Source organism: Bradyrhizobium sp. BR 10261, from assembly GCF_019455395.1.
Classification (GTDB): Bacteria; Pseudomonadota; Alphaproteobacteria; order Rhizobiales; family Xanthobacteraceae; genus Bradyrhizobium; species Bradyrhizobium manausense.
Map to the genome: position 1 here is coordinate 1 of NZ_JACOFQ010000040.1, position 17,197 is coordinate 17,197.

At 56.7% G+C, this 17,197-nt stretch carries 12 protein-coding genes and 2 pseudogenes; 6 read left to right on the top strand and 8 right to left on the bottom strand.

Annotation, left to right across the window (positions count from 1 at the left end):
- Positions 1 to 1,776 precede the first annotated feature (1,776 nt).
- Positions 1,777 to 1,911, top strand: coding sequence for a hypothetical protein (locus HYH07_RS36660; protein WP_283842860.1), 135 nt, complete (start codon positions 1,777 to 1,779; stop codon positions 1,909 to 1,911).
- Positions 1,912 to 2,464: 553 nt separating this feature from the next.
- Here the strand turns inward: HYH07_RS36660 and HYH07_RS32295 are convergent.
- Positions 2,465 to 2,656: a CsbD family protein gene (locus HYH07_RS32295; RefSeq protein WP_057741240.1), complete on the bottom strand. Its 192-nt coding sequence runs from the start codon at positions 2,654 to 2,656 to the stop codon at positions 2,465 to 2,467.
- A 296-nt stretch (positions 2,657 to 2,952) separates the two neighbouring features.
- On the opposite strand from HYH07_RS32295, the gene HYH07_RS32300 reads away from it, so the two are divergent.
- Positions 2,953 to 3,354 carry a cytochrome c family protein gene (locus HYH07_RS32300; protein ID WP_220006260.1) on the top strand — a complete coding sequence of 134 codons (402 nt, stop codon included), beginning with the start codon at positions 2,953 to 2,955 and terminating at the stop codon, positions 3,352 to 3,354.
- A 72-nt stretch (positions 3,355 to 3,426) separates the two neighbouring features.
- On the opposite strand, the gene HYH07_RS32305 is transcribed toward HYH07_RS32300, so the two are convergent.
- A complete protein-coding gene (locus HYH07_RS32305) occupies positions 3,427 to 3,771 on the bottom strand; it encodes a hypothetical protein (RefSeq protein WP_220006261.1) in 345 nt (114 codons plus the stop codon).
- 432 nt (positions 3,772 to 4,203) lie between these two features.
- On the opposite strand from HYH07_RS32305, the gene HYH07_RS32310 reads away from it, so the two are divergent.
- The gene (locus HYH07_RS32310; RefSeq protein WP_228749895.1) at positions 4,204 to 4,569 is read left to right on the top strand and encodes a hypothetical protein; all 366 of its coding nucleotides are present in this window, start codon (positions 4,204 to 4,206) and stop codon (positions 4,567 to 4,569) included.
- A 584-nt stretch (positions 4,570 to 5,153) separates the two neighbouring features.
- Positions 5,154 to 5,443, top strand: a pseudogene (locus tag HYH07_RS32315) (transposase); the annotation flags it as partial.
- 219 nt (positions 5,444 to 5,662) lie between these two features.
- On the opposite strand, the gene rfbB reads toward HYH07_RS32315, so the two are convergent.
- Both rfbB and HYH07_RS32330 read right to left on the bottom strand, forming a co-directional pair.
- A complete protein-coding gene (rfbB, locus tag HYH07_RS32320) occupies positions 5,663 to 6,727 on the bottom strand; it encodes a dTDP-glucose 4,6-dehydratase (protein WP_220006263.1) in 1,065 nt (354 codons plus the stop codon).
- Between the two features lie 213 nt (positions 6,728 to 6,940).
- Entirely contained in the window at positions 6,941 to 7,309 is a 369-nt protein-coding gene (locus tag HYH07_RS32330) for a VanZ family protein (RefSeq protein WP_228749896.1), read from the bottom strand.
- Between the two features lie 298 nt (positions 7,310 to 7,607).
- On the opposite strand from HYH07_RS32330, the pseudogene HYH07_RS32335 reads away from it, so the two are divergent.
- A pseudogene (locus tag HYH07_RS32335) lies at positions 7,608 to 7,720 on the top strand (IS481 family transposase); the annotation flags it as partial.
- A 141-nt stretch (positions 7,721 to 7,861) separates the two neighbouring features.
- Here HYH07_RS32335 and HYH07_RS32340 read toward each other — a convergent pair.
- The 4 genes from HYH07_RS32340 to HYH07_RS32355 form a co-directional block, all read right to left on the bottom strand.
- Positions 7,862 to 8,077: a hypothetical protein gene (locus HYH07_RS32340; protein WP_220006264.1), complete on the bottom strand. Its 216-nt coding sequence runs from the start codon at positions 8,075 to 8,077 to the stop codon at positions 7,862 to 7,864.
- Between the two features lie 1,537 nt (positions 8,078 to 9,614).
- Positions 9,615 to 9,818, bottom strand: coding sequence for a hypothetical protein (locus tag HYH07_RS32345; protein ID WP_409363928.1), 204 nt, complete (start codon positions 9,816 to 9,818; stop codon positions 9,615 to 9,617).
- A 1,478-nt stretch (positions 9,819 to 11,296) separates the two neighbouring features.
- On the bottom strand, positions 11,297 to 11,467 hold the full coding sequence (locus HYH07_RS32350; RefSeq protein ID WP_220006266.1) for a hypothetical protein: 171 nt from the start codon (positions 11,465 to 11,467) through the stop codon (positions 11,297 to 11,299).
- Positions 11,468 to 11,685: 218 nt separating this feature from the next.
- Positions 11,686 to 12,348, bottom strand: coding sequence for a DUF6875 domain-containing protein (locus tag HYH07_RS32355; RefSeq protein ID WP_220006267.1), 663 nt, complete (start codon positions 12,346 to 12,348; stop codon positions 11,686 to 11,688).
- 133 nt (positions 12,349 to 12,481) lie between these two features.
- On the opposite strand from HYH07_RS32355, the gene HYH07_RS32360 reads away from it, so the two are divergent.
- The gene (locus HYH07_RS32360) at positions 12,482 to 16,765 is read left to right on the top strand and encodes a non-ribosomal peptide synthetase (protein ID WP_220006268.1); all 4,284 of its coding nucleotides are present in this window, start codon (positions 12,482 to 12,484) and stop codon (positions 16,763 to 16,765) included.
- Positions 16,766 to 17,197: the final 432 nt, after the last annotated feature.

The following is a 17,197-nucleotide window of genomic DNA, read 5'->3' on the forward strand; positions in this document are numbered from 1 at the left end:
CAACCTGCGCGGCCCGTTTGGCCCGGGCTCAGGGCCGGGGCAGCCGCCCTTCTGAATTCTCCAGCCCAGAGCTGCTCGCGAGTGGAGGCCGCCTCAACTGGCGGCCTCTTTCCCATCAAAAACATTTCCGGCACATGACATGGCACCGAGGCCTGCAACCAGGCTCGATTTAGGCCTCGCGGCGTAATGTTATTCAGATTGTCGCCTCTCAAACATGTCCCAACGTGAGCGGGATCACTGCGGATGGGTCTTGTTGGTTAGTGGGCCGAAGTGAAGCCACGCGAAGAATTCAAAGCGACTCTCGCACCGAGAGCCGGTCGGCGGTCTGTCTGGCGATAAAAGACGCGTCTACCGCGGCCTTGCTTGCAAGAACGATTTAAATGGCTTCAACGGATCGCCCTCTTGGGGAAGGGCATCGGGAAAAATCGACGCTCCGCAAAGCGTTCCCGGTCTTCCGTGTCTTCCGCCGCGGTCTGCCATTGCCCGGGCTGAACTTTCCAAATTGGATTTGTAATTGACCTGAAATGCTTGCTAGCATCCCGCTTGGCAAGCCTCCCCCAAAATGAGGGGCGGCTAACGGGGCTAGAAGCTATGCCGATCAATCGGCTATTGGGGAATGCCAGCTCGGCAGACGCTGAACGACTCCGTCAGGCGTTCGCTGCCACGTTGAAATCACTAGATTTGGTCAATCGCAACGATCCGGTCAGCGAGATAGTCGCGCGGAAGGTAATCGAGATCGACGCCGCAGGCACCCATGACCCGGACGAGATCGCGAAGAGGGCCGTGAGAGAATTTGGCCCAATTGATTGAGGCCGCCCTGTAAGGGGGCCTCATGTCCCTTCAGAAAGATCACCTGTCGCTAGTCGCGGTGGTGATGGTGTTCGTGGTGCTCGTGCCGGACGCCTCCAACTCCGGAGTGCGCAATTGCGTTTGACACGAGGGAGGTCGACAGTAGCATGGTCATGGCAGGCGGTGTGGCCGCTGCGAATTTTCCGCAAGTCTTCAAAAACTCACGCCGATCTTCGTCTTCCGAGGTCATGGCAACCACCCTATGATTTGCTAGGCGGCCGATATTAAATACCTCAGATCCATAAATTAAAACAAGTTAATCGGTTCCAATCACGAAATATATCGCGCCGCCGGCCTTCTCGTCCTGCCGTATACCCCTACAGATGCTTTTCCATGTCGCAGGGTCGACCACGACCCCTATTCCCGCCTCACAGGTTTCCTCGGCAATCGTACTCCGAGGGCAGCGACATTTAGCGCAGCGTCGATTGTCATAAGCTGCGCTTCTTTTTTGCCACGCTTTGGTGTCGATGCCCTGGTGATTAGCCACAAGCTGCTAGCACAGCCAGCACATTCGTAGAGCTTTAGCTCGCATCCTTCAGCCACCGGAAAAAGCGCTATCAGCGTTCTGGCTTGGCAGCAAACGATGCATCCAGCTTCGCCGTGCACTTTGGTCCCCATCGAGGAAATTCCGGCTCGATGAAGAAGCCTGAGTCTGGAATCGGTAGCAATGGCGTCCGGCAAGTAGTCCAACGACGTGCCCGCCGTGCAACACCGAGGGGTTCCAAAAATGGAACCAGCCCGTGACCCCGGTTAAACGATCGGGTGCTCCAGTGAACGTGTCCGGGCCCCGTCTTTTGCATTCCTTAAGAGACTTTCACCCAGCTCGATCTGATAGGCGAAATTTTATGAAAGCGTCGTCCTAACCGGCAACCCATTCTTCGTCTTCCGCGCTATGTTCGAAGTATTTAGATCGCGACGGATATTTTCATGGGCAGGATCGGATTTGCCATCATCATTGCCGCATTCCTTGCGTACGAGGCAGATACGCGTTGGAACGAGCGCCATTACACCGACAGCACCTTGTCGGTGCTGCGCCATCTACAGCGTACAATCGGATTGTAGATCTCTCGCCTCAGTTGCGCGAGCTTGAGTCGCCCGATGCTAAAGATATTGCCGCGCGCATCGAAGGGGTTCGCGCCGATGTCGGGCGCGCGCCGCGTCTTTTCGCTCTGCGAGAAAAGCGATCCTAGCGAAAAAAACGATTCAGTCGCGATGTGACGACAAGATTATCAGGGTGTTGCGAGCGCAAGGTCGTGATCTGTCGTCGCATCCCAACGAGATCGAGCCGGTTGTCGTAGGGCTTATTTACCGAATGAAGCTCATCTTGAGGCGCTTAAGGAAGGCCGCCGCGTCGAATATAATGGCGCGGCGGCCTCGCCAGTGGGACCGGACTAAGGGCAATGTCCGGTAATCGAAAGGCTACCGCCATCTAACTTCGGTGCAATCGAAGACGCAGATTAAGCTTGATGTCGCCGCGAGAGGTTAAATCTGGAACAAGTGCGTCCCTATCCAGCGACGTCCCGGCGGATTCGTGAGACCATTTTCCCAACCCTTCGTAGTGTCCGAACGGAAAGAAAGGGCCGCCCGGAGGCGGCTAATTGTGGCTTCTTTCTTCTTATTTCTTGAGGGCGTCAGCGGCGTCCCGCGCGGCGTCCTTCACATCTCCAGCGGCATTGTGGGCAGATCCCTTAGCCTTATCGATTTTACCTTCGGCCTCCATGTCCTTGTCGCCAGTGAGCTTACCGGCACCTTCTTTGATGGCGCCTTTTGCTTTGTCGGCAACGCCCTTTACATGTTCTCGGTCCATGATCGTCTCCTCTCGTGTACCTTAAGACGCAACAACAAACGCGTTGGCAGCCTGTTCCTAGGAGAACGGGCAATCTTGCTCACGAAAGCTTCCGATCTGGCCCGTTCGGATATTGACAGCACCGACACTTCCGCTCAACAGGCTTGAGCGGAAGCGCGCGGTGTCAGGCCAAAACCGACGCGATTGACCCAGAGCCGACTGGAGGCGGATGGCCAGTCGAGGCTGGACTTCCGGTATCAGCTGGAATGACTGAGTCGGCGGTTTCAGTCGCCCTTCGCAGGCGATGGGAGGTTGGCATGAAGCGTATCGGCCGGCTGGGCCCCGTGGTATCGAGCGCAATGTTGTACCTGGTACCGCCGTCCTCGCCTTTGGCTCAGGACGTTCTCTCGAAAGGCGCAGAGCAACAGGTGTTCAACAACGCTTGTCGAACTTGCCATTCGATCCAAAAGGACGACAATCGTCTTGGCCCTAACTTGCACCAGATTATTGGAAGGAAAGCGGGATCGCTGCCGGACTACAATTACTCGGCAGCAATGAGGAACAGTGATTTCATCTGGGATGAAGCAAAACTCGCGCGCTTCATAGCCAATCCAGATGAGGTCGTTCCCGGGAACAAAATGACTCCCTACGGAGGTCTTTCGTCCGTTGAGGATCGAAAGAAGATCGTGCTTTTTCTACGAACGATGCGATCCCAATAGGGCTGTCACTCACGTGCAAGCGCAAAAAAAACCCGCCGAAGGCGGGCGCAAGATACCACGTGATCCGCGGGATCACTCAGAGCCACACGATGCCTCTCCAGCGCTTCTGCTCGGTCTCGCCACGCCAACGGTGAGCAGACTGGCATCTGCTGAAGCCTCGACAATTTTTCTTGTTTTTCGGGGCCTCGTCAGAATCTCGATCTGACTGGGAGAAGCCGGCATCCCAGCTAACATGAGCGTCGGTTCAGCCGCACTCTCCTCCACCTGGGCCGAGCCCAGCACCGCTACTTGATGCCCGGAGATCGGGAAACCTGTAACTTCAAAAGTTGGACGCTGCAGTGCGCATCCGTTGGCGTGATTGACGGCCACGCTTCCAATGATCGAAATGGCGCTCACCATCAGAAACATTCTCTTCATGGGATTTCCCCTGTCTTGGATTAGAAGATATTCCCACCACAAATTCCATACTCATCCTAATCCTGGTCTACTTGAAACCATGTGAACTGCTTAACTGTTGGTCCGAGGGATTCCGCAAAGGTTCAATTGCGTTGAGAAAGGTCAGCGTCGTTGCACTTCCACAGAAGGCCCGTAGCCGCGCCGAATTGACTTCAGGTTGAACTGGCGGAAAACCATTGCTACGTTTCGGGGCTCCATCATTTCTTCTAGTTGTGATGGGGCGGGCGATCAGGCCTACTGACTGAGAATATTTGGGCCCGAGCGCCCCGTCTCCGGGCGATGTCGTTGATGCATTTCCCTCCGTTCCCGTTGCCCCGGAGGCGAGTTTATTACTCGGCGTGATCGCGTTCAAACAATTGAATTTTGAGCAGGGGGGCTCTTATGAGAGCCCGGTTGCAGAATACCCACACCGTAAGATCGATGATGGTGGCATTGCTGCTGATGTCCACCCCCGTGGCGGCTCGCGATCCAGAAGGTAAATACGCGCAGGTCGATCCGGAAATGCACAAATGGTTCGAGCAATTGAAATCCGAAGGAGGAGAGGCCTGCTGCGCTCTTTCCGACGGAAATACTTTGCGGGACACAGATTGGCGAAGCCAGAACGGGCATTTCCAAGTCTTTCTTGCGAACGAGTGGATTGACGTTCCGGACGTTGCGGTCGTGAAGGGACCCAACCGCTTCGGGAGAACGGTTGTCTGGCCCTACTATGAGGACGGCCATCCCACTATTCGCTGTTTCATGCCGGGTAGTATGATTTAGAGGCGCAGGGTAGTCCGGAATGGCCCTTTAGCGACCTTGCGATCATCGACCTTGCGAAATGTCCGCTTTCTCCCCCGCTGTTAGGAGTCGAGCGGACATCGGGCATCCAGCGGCCAGTCGCCCAATGAGTACGCAGCCTCGATCGCAGTAAGCCCCGGCCGGCATTTCTCGCCGGCTTCGGCGCCGCCTCGACGCAGCAACGGTGATCCTTCGGACGCCCGGCTATTTCCTCGATGAGGGGGCAACTAAATCGGACACGTGCCCGCAGCCGTGCTAAAGCCGGGGATGACAAAGCTCATTACCATCGTTGCGCTTCTCACCATGGCTCCGGCTTTGGCGCAGACGGGCGTGCCCTCCACCAAGCCGCCTCTGACCGATCGAGAACAAGTCAAAGCCGATCGCGCAAAAGCCGCAGAGGACGACAAAGCCGCAACGACGGCCCGCCCCTGGGATCGTGATGCGGACGGCAGACGCCCCTGGGAGCGAAGCCGGTAAAGCCCTGACTGCAAAAGCGTCCCTATGACGAGCTCGATCGCGTGACTGCAGTTTGGGACGGTAAGGGGTGAGGCTGGGCAGCAATCCCAACTGGCCGGCCCTCGATCGATCCCGAGTTGATGATCCGGATGCTTCTGGTCGGCTATGCTTCGGGATCAGATCGGAGCGGCGTCTGTGCGATCTTGGTTTGGCCTACTGATGGTTTTGCTGGCTCAGCCTGGACGGCGCGGTGCCGGATCGCTCGACGTTCTCCAAGAACAGGCATGATCGCTTCCGAGAGTGATCTCTCCGTCGCGGGTTTGTCTTGCCCCGCTGCATCGAGGAGCGGCTGGTCGGCGGTGAAGGATTTGCCGTCGATGCAAGCCTGATCAAGGCTGACCGCTAACCGAGTTGATTGGACTTTGCAGGCCGCATTTCCTGAAGAATGGGTTGGCTTCGCCTTAACGGAGCCATTCCAGCCGCTGATCTGACGAAGCCGCCATTGCCCTGAGAGGAGCGGACACTCCCCTTGCAGCAACCTCTTCCGGTCTGGTCGTTGCCGATGGTAGCAAACGCGATGCCGAGAGGCATTGGCCGTCCTGCCTAGGCGAGCCATTTGTCAGGCGCGTCCAAGCCTTTGAGCTTGATAGCCTCTGTTCAGAATACTTTGCCACCATGGCTTGTTCTCGATGTACCAACGCACAGTCTTTTGAATACCGCTTTCGAAAGACTCGCCGGCGCGCCAACCAAGTTCTCGCTCAAGCTTCGACGCATCAATGGCGTAGCGACGATCGTGCCCGGGGCGATCGCTCACGAAGGAAATAAGCTGACGATGCGAGCCACTTTCATTCGGAGCAAGATCATCGAGTAGATCGCAAATTGTCCGGACGACATGCAGGTTGGTGCGCTCGTTGCGACCACCAATGTTGTACGTTTCGCCGATCTGGCCTTGTTCCAGTACCAGCGTCAGCGCTTTGGCGTGGTCCTCGACATAGAGCCAATCGCGGATATTTTGACCATCGCCATAAACGGGAAGAGGATCGCGGGACAATCCCCTGATGATCATATGAGGAATCAGCTTTTCGGGAAAATGATAAGGCCCGTAATTGTTGGAGCAGTTGGTCACCAAGGTGGGCAACTCATACGTTTCCCGCCAGGCGCGCACCAGATGGTCCGACGATGCCTTGCTGGCGGAATAGGGCGAGTTCGGCGCGTAGGGGCTGGTTTCGGTGAACAAGCCGTCGGCGCCGAGCGAGCCGAACACTTCGTCGGTCGAGATGTGCAGGAAGCGAAAGCGCTCCCGCTTCTCGCCGGCGAGGCTGCGCCAGTGGCGCACCGCCTCCTGAAGCATGGTGAAGGTGCCGACTATGTTGGTCTGGATGAACTCGCCGGGGCCGTCGATCGAGCGGTCGACGTGGCTTTCTGCGGCGAGGTTCATCACCGCGTCCGGCTGGTACTTGTCGAACAGTTTTCGAAGACCCGCGCCGTCGCAGATGCACTGCTGCTCGAATGCGTAGTGCGGATTTCCTGTCGCGCCGGGCAGGGACTCGAGATTGGCAGCGTAGGTCAGCTTGTCGATGTTCACCACCCGCGCTTGGGTATCGCGCAAGAGGTGCCGCACCACGGCCGAGCCGATGAAGCCGGCGCCGCCGGTGACGAAGATCGTGGAGCCTTTGAACCGCATGCTCGGTCTCCGGTTATGGTTTAGCGCGCGAAGGAGCGCGCCGCCGATCCTGGAACGATCCGGCGATCGGGATCAAGTGGGGCGTCGAAAGCCCCGCGCTGTCGCCCAAGGATGCCGACGCGCCGCTGTTGTCGGAAGTCAAAAATCTTCCTGTGTACGGATAAGTTTGGCGCGAATCCTGACAGCTGCATACCGCCCGGATCGGTGATCTCGTCACCCCCGAGACGCGATCTTGGTCACGACTTGAGATATGCACTGCCGCCCAACAGTGATGAACGAAATGCCGCAGAGACCTCCAGCCACTTTAACCAGCGCGTCCACGAGATGACCATGTCGATCAGGAGTGAGCAGCTGTAGGGTTTCCAGGATAATCGCGCTGCCGATCACGATCAGGGTGGCCAGCATCATGCGATTTGGGTAGGCCAGCACGAACACGAGCCCGAGCACGAAAAATGCGGCAAAGTGCTCGAAGTGAGCGGGCGCAATCGTTGGCCGATCGGAAATGGGGGCGAGCGTCACGAAAGCCACCAGAGCGAGAGCCAACCATCCCACGGCGCGAAAGAACCTAACCATATCTTTCATTATCCAGAGTCGTGATCGGGCGCAATGAGCAGGACGGTGCAAACATTTGGCCTTGTGTGCTGGCCGGGCGGGTGATTGCGCATAGTAGCAGCTACAGCGCTCAGGCAAACCGTCCGCTAGTAAGCAATGTTTGCCACCGCGGCAGCCATCAACCCAGCCGGCGTCGGCGAGTAACGTTGGGAAGAGTTAGAGCAGGCTGCGGCGCCACTGTTAGCCGTGTTCTACGCCGTTTTGGGCTTGAACCGGATACGGGATATCAACCGGCCGAGCCGGAGCGCCGTTATGAGCGTGACACTCCAGGCTGCCGATCTGGCTGCATCGATACAACTGGCACCGCCCCATGGCGGTATAGAGTCACAAACGCCGATCAGCCGCCTCGGCCTAACCGCGGACAACCTCTTGAGGCTCCACAGAGGAGCGCGACCACTGCGTCCGCTGTCTCGGCTGCAGGGGCCTACTCGACAGGCGCGCGGGCTCGGCGACGTCATCGATCACCTGCCCGAGCAGGAGATCGAGGAAGAGCCGACCAGACATTAGGAGATAACGGCAGCCTCAGCGATACGTATCCGGCTTGCCGTTGGGACTGCCGTCCCGGCCGCCATTGCCCCAGCCGTTATTGCCGTGCGCCAAGCCGCCGCCGGATTGCGCAAGGGCTGGGCTGGTTAGCGACGTCGACAGCAGCGCTGTGATAGCGGGCGGCGTAACAATCGCAAACTTGCCACAGATCTTCAGAAATTCACGCCGGTCATCATCTTGTTCATCTATCATCGCGCCCTCCGCAACGAAATCAGCCGTATTCTATAGGCTTTTTAATAATTAAACGAATTGGAATTCGATCGCGAAGTGCGGCAGATGGCCGCCGCTAAGCCGCCGCTCAGCGCAATTTCCCAAAGTCCAACGCGGCGCACAGCGCGAGTGGGTGCTCCCAAGCACAGCTGAAGAGAACTCGATCAGTTCTTGAAAGTCAGCAAAACTATGCAATGTTGGGACAAGCGTACGGACATTTGGCAGGTTCAGCTCTGGCGCGGTGCATCAAGAGGTCGCTCGGCTGCTCAGATATGCGCTCGGCCACACACTTAGCGATGCCGCGGGCGAAGGCCGCGACAGAGCCTAGCCGTACGGCAGTCACCTCATTCATAGGCTGAGACGACTCCTATCGGCTGGATTCGGTTGCTCTCGAAATCCGTGTGTTAGCGCCGGGGCAATCGGTCCTTCGTTTCTCCTCATCCTCTTCGTCTGCGCAATCGACCCCACCCTGTGCGGTTTGCATTCCCGAGCCGCCGGCTGTCGCGAACGGCCCTTTGGCGGTTGCGCCAGCACCGCCCCCCGCGCTACCGCTGGATCCGCCGCCACCACCAGCTGTCCCGGCATGAGATGACCCGGCAGGGCGACCGCCAAGTGCTGCCCCACCGCCTGATGACCCGCCGCCGGAGCTCCGCGGTCCTGCCGCAAAGGACCGATCGTTCTCGAAGAACGACCGGCCGCTATCGTTCTGCGTCGCTCCATGCACGCCGCCTGAATGTGCGATGGCTCGTGAAGTCAAGGAAGTGGACAGAAGCAGCGTCATGGTAGGGGATGTCACGGCTGCAAATTTCCCGCAGGTTTTCAAGAACGCCCGCCGGTCATCATCGTCGTTGTCGACCCGCATCACGATCAGCCCTCTTTCATTTAAAATCTCGCTTATCGTATTATATATTAAATTGACATTCAATCGTCATTTTCTTCTCGTGCCGTAAGGGATCGAGCGCACGCCACGGCAGGCTACCGGCAATTCCCTCGCCCTTCTCTTCACTTACCCAGCGTGCGCCTGCTCGATACACGGCTTTGGGTTCGCATTCGATATTAAATATGGTTAATTTCACTATTTAATGAGCCGACCTGGGCCCCGGCTGCAATGGATTATTGCGATGTCCCTGCAAGTCGGTCCATCCGCGACGTGGAGACCAGAGTGCGAGCAGCCGGTCCCACACCTAGCAGCTGCCCCGCCGGCGGGTTACTTGAGACGGGAGATGAAAGAGCAGGGGGGTCGTTCCCAGCGCGGACAGACACTCTGCCCCATCTTGGCGAGATCAGCATTTAATTAGTTAGATGCAGCTCGCGGAGCGCCCAGTCTGCCCCTACCTATTCACGGGCCGACATCGTTCGAATCTGCCTGCCGCGCATACCGGCTATCGCCTCCAGTTCAGCCCGCGCGTCACCGCCAGAACGTGATCCACAGCATCGCCGCGGGGCGCGCCGATTCCCTGATGTTGTGCATCAAGGTGCCCGCCTGCGGGAAGGCGGGCTCTTGCAAGCTTAGGGCGGCCTAGTCGCGGTCTCGGTGATGATGGTGGTGCTCATTATCGCGGTGGTGGCCCCCTCCACCTCCAGAATGCGCAATCGCCTTTGACGTGAGCGAGGTGGACAGCAGCATGGTCATGATCGGGGGCGTGACCGCAGCAAATTTTCCGCAGGTCTTCAAAAACTCCCGCCGGTCTTCTTCTTCCGAGGGCATACTACATTCTCCCATGGTTGATATAAATATTAAACCCGCCACAAACTAAATACTTTAAACCATGTTACAGGTTCCAAACAAATTAGATGTCAGATGTTGCTTAGTCTCCGGGCCTGGCTCATCTAGGATCGGGGCAGGGCCCCATTTCAGGGCGCATCCGAGCCGAAGCTGTCTCAGCCGACCCAATTGGCGTCTGGCCGTTGACGCCCCAGGCCGTTGGGACTGCGGTCTATGTTCTTGAAGGCGAAGCGAGGAAAAGTCGGATGATCACAGCTCTCGACAAGGGTTCGCCGCCAAAAACTGGTCATCGTGCAATAGTGTGGAGCGATGGATCAAGGAAGCCACCGACGAGGCGGCTTCTCCGCGGGGACCAGGGCGTTTGCGCGGCTTTCCCTATTAGAATTGCCTGCATTTGCCGCACCGTCAAAATGCCGAATGTGGGAGGGCGCAGCCTCAGGAGCGCATGGCGTCGATCGCGTGGGCGATCAAGATCGCGACGCTAACGGCGATGAGGAAAGCTACCAGCAGCCAAGTGATCACGTTCGTCTCCAGCGATGGAGTTGAACGCGCTCATCCGTGCACAGTCAAAAACTCAAGCCGAAGTTTTTCAATTTCGGCCGCTGGCTGAGGATTCAAAGCAACGGTTGCGGCCGCTGTCGGTTCTATAAGCGGAATGCCAGGAACAGAAGAACCCCAACAACGCATGCCGCCAGTAACAGCAAGTAAATACCCACGGCAACTCCCCGACTCATCTCAGATTAGGGATTTAAGTGAGAGCTTACGCCATCCTGGTGGCCAAGCTCAATTTTCCCCAGAAATAGCGCGGAACTGCCTCGGACCGTCGGCCCGGGACTAAAAACTTCAAGCGGAGCCGACGGTCCGTTGGGCAGGGCGCGTCACGCGGAGTGCCTGCGCTCGCAATAGTACTTTACCTCTAAATGGCCCAAATGAAATGATTTTATTTCAGCATTAAATCGAATTAATGCCGGTTAATTTAAATTTTGGGCGGCTAAGTGCACGTGTAGCCAAGGGGCTTGGCTCGTCGTTGCAACATTGGAGCATAGCCATTGAAGCTGAAAGCTTAGTTCCGCCGCCGGCGCTGCATCGGGGAGATATGGCCCCGGCCTAAACTCTAGACTTCGGCGCGGCCGGGTATTGAAATCCGACTTTCAGTGACGTTGCGGGGAGCGTCATGGAGGAGTTCCACAGAAGTTTCGCGCAGCGGCGCGCGATCTCGCGGAGACCTTTATCGCTCATCGAGGGTAGCCAGGACTCCTACGCGTTCGAGTGCATGGCGAGGCCCCGCCGCTTTATCATTGGCGGATCCAAGCTCCCGAGAAATACCCAGGTCAAAAGGCTTTCGCGTCGGGAGTAAGCCTTCCCCCAAGGGTTGGCGATCTCAGACTCGAGCCGTGGCCGTTTGTCTTGGATGCAAAAGGTTGTCCAAAGCCGCTCGCCAAACCGCCCCCGTGCTCCTTGCCCTTCCGGTTTGCCTAGTTGCGCATGAGTTCGGATACTTTGAGCGGGGCCAAACTGTGGAAATTGGTACAGCGATCGACGGCCAGATCCGCCACATCAACTTTGGTTGTTGGCGGATAGGACCACAGCAAAAAGGTCGCACCGAGACAGCCAGCGACCGCCACTGCGATCAAGATCGTGCGCATAGGAAACCTCCTGGTCCCCCAGATTTGAGGGTTGGTCCACCCACTCGGTGAAAGGTTCAATGGATGGGCGATCGATCGTGCCTCACCTCGTGGCGGAGGTATCGCACACGCGGCGAGACACAATTGTGCACCAGCAAGAGATGAAGGAAGTGCGTCAGAAGCCTCGTTTGAAACTCAACAGACCGAGGTGACTGTTACAAACAGCCGTTCAATTTAGGCTATTGGTGGCTTGCATAAGCGGATTTTGCGCGTTCATAGCAAGTGATGAGGTGTTTGTGATACGGATACAGAAACACACCACCTTGCGCGAATCGGCTTCCAAACCTGCTTTCATACGCTCGAAATGCTTCCTCATCGTCATGTAGAAACATGATGTCATGTAACGTCATATTGCGGATTGCCATCAGAGGAAGCGGAGATCGCGAGATTGCGTTCCACTCAGGATTGTGGATCGCCTGTTCCCGGCACTTCGGATGAAACTGACCAATCATCAAACCGAACTTGACGATCTTCGGCTTGATGGTCCGGTGGCACTCATCGAGCACCCCTAGGAATTTCTCCTCGATATTCGGGAATACGATGAGCAGCGCTTTTAGCGCCTGCTCATGCCGCGCAAAGGGGGGTGCCTCCTTGAAGGGATTGACGTATCCCAAGATTACGTCGGCAATCGACGCGGCATCTTCTCCGTTCAATTCGTTATGAAACACCATGTAGAGCGAGTTCGCTTTAATCGAGGCCTCCACATAGGGACAAACCGTCTGAGGCGGGTAAGGACGTCTGACCTTTTCTTCCTCCCGTGCAAGATAGTTCCTGGCCCAGGCAAGAACTCGTCCCGCGGAAATGACGTCTTCAGTCGTCACAAAGCTCTGAATCTTCGGCATTTTCCTCCAATCTCCGCGTACTGTCCCGGCCAGAGTTAAAGCGCCCTACATTAATACCTGGGGGATTTATTAATTCAACAAAATACTATATTGAATTCGCGCTGGATTAAATTTAAATCGCGTGGAACGACAATTGAAGATCGCAAACCATCGGCAAGGCAATCCAACCGGAAGGTTCAACACAGGTTCGCCGGCCTGTCCTCAGCGGCCAATGAGCATGATTGAAGACCTGTACGCGTTGTCGCCGCTACAGCAAGGCATGCTGTTTCACAGTTTGTCGGCTCCCGGAACAGGGGTCTACACCGAGCAACTGCTCTGCGACTTGCACGAAGCAGTTGATGAAGACTCTCTGCGGCGCGCCTGGAGAATCGTGGTCGCTCGTCATCCGGTTTTGCGAAGCCAGTTTCGCTGGATCGACGTCAATGAACCGCAACAGCAGGTGCAAGCACAGGTCGAAATCCCTTGGCAGCAACAGGACTGGCGCGGAATTCCAGATTCCGAGCAGGATCGACGAATGGCTGATCTATTGGAGACGGACCGTCGTCGAGAATTCGATCTAGCGCGAGCGCCGCTGCTTCGTCTAACCCTGGTACGTTGTGGCGAAGCAAAGAACCGCCTCATTTGGACGTTTCACCACGCGCTGTTGGACGGCAGATCATTCCCGGCAATTCTTGGCGAAGTTTTCTCCTACTACGAGGCTCTCCGCGCCGGCACAGCAATAACGCTGGAGTGCCCCAGACCTTATCGGGACTACATCAAGTGGCTGCAAACACGGGAGTTCGCCAAGTCCGAAACGTTTTGGAGGAGCACTCTTAAAGGCTTCACGGCGCCCACTCCGCTGGTGGTGGATCGCTTGCCAACCAACGAGCGGAACGTCGATCTCCAGGGCGGCAACAAGGAGATCTTGTTGTCGCGTGAGATCACCTCGGCTCTTCGTTCGCTTGCTGAGCAGAATGAGCTGACTGTCAATACGATCATCCAGGGTGCCTGGTCGGTGCTGCTAAGCCGGTATAGCGGCGAGGCCGACGTCGTGTTCGGAGTGACCAGGAGTTGTCGCCGAAGCACGATCGAGGGCGCTGAAGCCATGATCGGCTTGTTCATCAACACATTGCCGTTGCGCGTGTGCGTGGACCGCGACGCCGCACTCATTCCTTGGCTTAAGGAAGTGCGCGCGGCAATTGTGGCGATGCGCGAACATGAGCATACGCCGCTTGAGAAGGTGCAGGCTTGGAGCGATGTGTCAGCGGGCAGGCCGTTGTTCGAAAGCATCGTTGTATTTGAGAATCATCAACTGAACTCCCTGTTGCAAATGCGGGGACGGTCTTGGTCCACTCGGCAATTCCATCTCTTTGAGCAATCCAATTATCCGATCACCTTGGCAGCTTACGACGGGACGGAGCTATGCCTGAAAATTGGATTCGATCGCGGTCGATTGGATAGCGCGACGGCTGGCCGAATGCTCGGCCACTTACAGACACTGCTCGAGGCGATGGCAGAGAAGCCGCAGCAACGGCTCGGCGATTTGCCGTTATTGGGAGCGGCTGAGCGTCACGACCTGCTGGTCGCGTGGAATGAAACACTGGCAGATTACCCGAAGGATGGGTGCATCCATGAACTCTTCGAGGCGCAAGTCGATCGAACTCCGGACGCCGTGGCAGTGGAATTCGGCGAGCAGCGCCTGACTTATAGCGCGCTCAACCATCGTTCAAATCAGCTTGCTCATCATTTGCGCGAATTGGGGGTTGGTCCCGAGGTTTTGGTAGCGATCTGCTTGGAGCGGTCGCCAGAGTTGATCATCAGCTTGTTCGGCGTCCTCAAGGCTGGAGGCGCCTATGTGCCAATAGATCCAGCCTATCCACCGGCACGCATCGCATTTATGCTGAAGGACGCCAACGCGCCCGTTCTACTCACGGAGCGCAAGCTGAGCCGAATTCTGCCCGATCTTAAAGCGAACGCCGTCATTTTCATGGATGACCCTGCAGTCTGTGCGGGGAGCGTCGGCAACCCCAACCGCGCTGCGAGCGACTCGAGCCTTGCTTATGTAAATTATACCTCGGGATCTACAGGCAATCCGAAGGGGGTCATGATTCCTCACCGAGCGGTCAGGAATCTGATGACCTGGATGCAATCGACGTTTCCTTTGAACGAGGGCGATCGCGTATTGCAGCAGATTTCATTTAGCTTCGATCCCGCTGTCCTGGAAATCCTGGCACCGCTCTTTGTCGGCGCGCGTCTGGTCCTGGCGCGGCCGGGCGGACATCGTGACCCGGCGTATTTGGTGCAAACGATCATTCGAAGCCGGATCACTGTCATGCACCTCGTGCCGTCGACGCTGCGCTTGCTTCTGAAGATACCGGAACTCAAGGCCTGCCGAAGCCTCCGGCATGTGTTCTGCGGGGGCGATGTATTGACTGGAGAACTCGCCGGAGAGTTTTTTGGAATGGTCGGCGCAGAGTTGCATTATTTTTACGGACCAACCGAGGCCACAATCACCTCGCTGTTTTACTCAGTCCCGCGTCAGCACGCTGACGATGTTGTTCCCATTGGCTTGCCAGTAGCCAACACTCAGGCTCACGTGCTGGATGCTCATATGCGGCATGTCCCCGTCGGCGTCCCTGGCGAGTTATATCTGGGTGGCATTCAGATAGCTCGGGGCTACCACAATCAGCCGGAATTGACATGTGATCGATTCATTGGCGATCCTTTCAGCAAGGCGCCTGGAGCGCGATTGTACAAAACCGGTGATATGGTTCGACGATTGCCGAATGGCATGCTTCAGTTTCTTGGTCGAGCGGATCATCAGGTAAAAATTCGTGGCCATCGCATTGAACTGGGCGAGATTGAGACGGTCGTGACCATGCATCCAGCGGTGCAGGAAGCGGCGGTTGTGGCGCGAGAGAACTCAGCGGGGGACAAGAGACTGATAGCTTATGTGAGGCCGGCGATCCCGTCGGCTGGCCTCGGCGCCGAACTCCGGAAACTGTGCAGAGATCAACTGCCGACTTATATGATTCCCGCGGACTTCATCTTCCTGGATGCATTTCCCACGACGCCTAACGGTAAACTGGACCGCGGGGCATTGCCCTTGCCTGGTGTGAGGTCATCTCAGTCCGAGGAATTGTATGTGCCGCCAAGCACTCCGATGGAAGAAGCGGTAATCAGCATATGGTGCGAATTACTCGAGCTGAAGAAAATCGGTATCAAGGACGATTTCTTCGAATTGGGTGGACATTCGTTAATGGCTGTGCGGGTGATCAACCGGATCAAACAAGTAACGAACGTAACCCTTGGGATTTCGGATCTCTACAAAAGTCCGACAGTGGAAGAGCTATCAAAGGTCATTGCTACCCGAGGGCTAGCGACACGACCGCCGATCGTTGAATTGCAGAAGGGCAACGCGGAGCGCCCGGTGTATTTCGTTTACGCGGGGCCGGATGAATTCGGGCTTGCAGCAATGCTGGATAACCAGGTGTTCGGGATCGATATGCCTCCTTGGCCCCTGCAATGGCGTGCCGCGGTGGCAAACAACCGGAAATCCGCCTTCCCCACAATCGAACAATTAGTTGCGCCATATGCAGCAGCCTTGAGCGCCCATTTAGCTTCGTCATCGTGTGTGCTCGCGGGGCACTCCTTCGCAGGGATCATTGCCTTCGAAATGGCTCATCAATTGCAAAAGCAAGGTCGCCGGGTAGATCTGGTGATGTTGTTCGATACCTCTGCGACATATCCAACGACGCGTGAAGTTGCTTGGCGGAAATGCCGACAAATTTGGAAGCAAGCTCCGAACGAGCTGTCTTCACCATCAATCGCATCGCGCTTGCAGCGCTCATGGCAGACCGTCCACTGGATGCTCGATGAGGAAGCGCGGAAATGGTTTCGAGGCATCTGGAGGGGACGAAGCACTTTTACCACCATGGTCGACGAGGACGGGGCTCCGTTGCCCACGAGGCTCGTAGAACGATTGTATACAAGGATCCTGCGGTCTTATCGCCCGCGCCTCCTTGACACTCGGGGGGTTCTTTTTCGGTCAGAACCGGGGGACGGTATGCGGGGTTTGGACGACAGCCTTGGCTGGAAGGGTCTGTTTCTTTCGGGTCTGGAAATCGTACCCGTGAATGGAGATCATTTGTCGATGTTCCGTGAGCACAATCGAACGCTAGCTCAGAGGATCAACGCAGCGCTGAAGCGATATGACACGATCTCGGAATGTGCCGAGATTGGGCCTCTACGTACGGGCCGAGCAGCAAGCACACAAGAGGGTAGTGCCTTCGATATTTCGGTGCCTGACACCCATCTCATTGATCAACATCGACCGGAGCATCACGAGGGCTTCGCCGATTGCGGGGGCGCTGATAACAGCGACGCTGCACGCCAGATTGCGTCCCGGCGGCAGGAAGTGGAAAGAAGGGCTGGCTAAGGCGTTGGCTGCAAGTGAGCTGTGGGCGTGTCACCATTGCGCGTAATCGCGCGTGGTGAATTGCGGATTGCCCTCATCGTCGGCCGAGCAGCCGTCGTGCAGTCCGGGTTGATAACCTCCCTCTTCGCCGCATTGTCCTTGCCTCCGCTTGACGCAGCCGAAAACGAAGTCTTTCCAGTTCTGTAACAAGTGCGACCAGACCCTGTATTCGGTCTCGCAGAATGGCCGAATAATTGTAAACCTGACTTCGATTACACATCAGCAGTTCCTAGAAAAAACAATGGCAGAAATGACCGCAGCGATATCGGGAAAACTATGCAATCGCAAGTAGGCGCATGATGCAAGGCAAAAAGGTTAAAAGGCCCACTAATGTAGTGTGAACGAGCGTGCGCTCCTTTCGCTTTGGTTTCGGATCGAGTTTCATCTGAACCC

Coding starts and splice junctions, on each gene's coding strand:
- HYH07_RS32305 (WP_220006261.1), bottom strand. CDS start 3,771: ATGAAGAGAATGTTTCTGATGGTGAGCGCCATTTCGATCATTGGAAGC.
- HYH07_RS32350 (WP_220006266.1), bottom strand. CDS start 11,467: ATGCGCACGATCTTGATCGCAGTGGCGGTCGCTGGCTGTCTCGGTGCG.
- HYH07_RS36660 (WP_283842860.1), top strand. CDS start 1,777: ATGGGCAGGATCGGATTTGCCATCATCATTGCCGCATTCCTTGCGTAC.
- HYH07_RS32355 (WP_220006267.1), bottom strand. CDS start 12,348: ATGCCGAAGATTCAGAGCTTTGTGACGACTGAAGACGTCATTTCCGCG.
- HYH07_RS32295 (WP_057741240.1), bottom strand. CDS start 2,656: ATGGACCGAGAACATGTAAAGGGCGTTGCCGACAAAGCAAAAGGCGCC.
- HYH07_RS32300 (WP_220006260.1), top strand. CDS start 2,953: ATGAAGCGTATCGGCCGGCTGGGCCCCGTGGTATCGAGCGCAATGTTG.
- HYH07_RS32345 (WP_409363928.1), bottom strand. CDS start 9,818: ATGGGAGAATGTAGTATGCCCTCGGAAGAAGAAGACCGGCGGGAGTTT.
- rfbB (WP_220006263.1), bottom strand. CDS start 6,727: ATGCGGTTCAAAGGCTCCACGATCTTCGTCACCGGCGGCGCCGGCTTC.
- HYH07_RS32330 (WP_228749896.1), bottom strand. CDS start 7,309: ATGAAAGATATGGTTAGGTTCTTTCGCGCCGTGGGATGGTTGGCTCTC.
- HYH07_RS32340 (WP_220006264.1), bottom strand. CDS start 8,077: ATGATAGATGAACAAGATGATGACCGGCGTGAATTTCTGAAGATCTGT.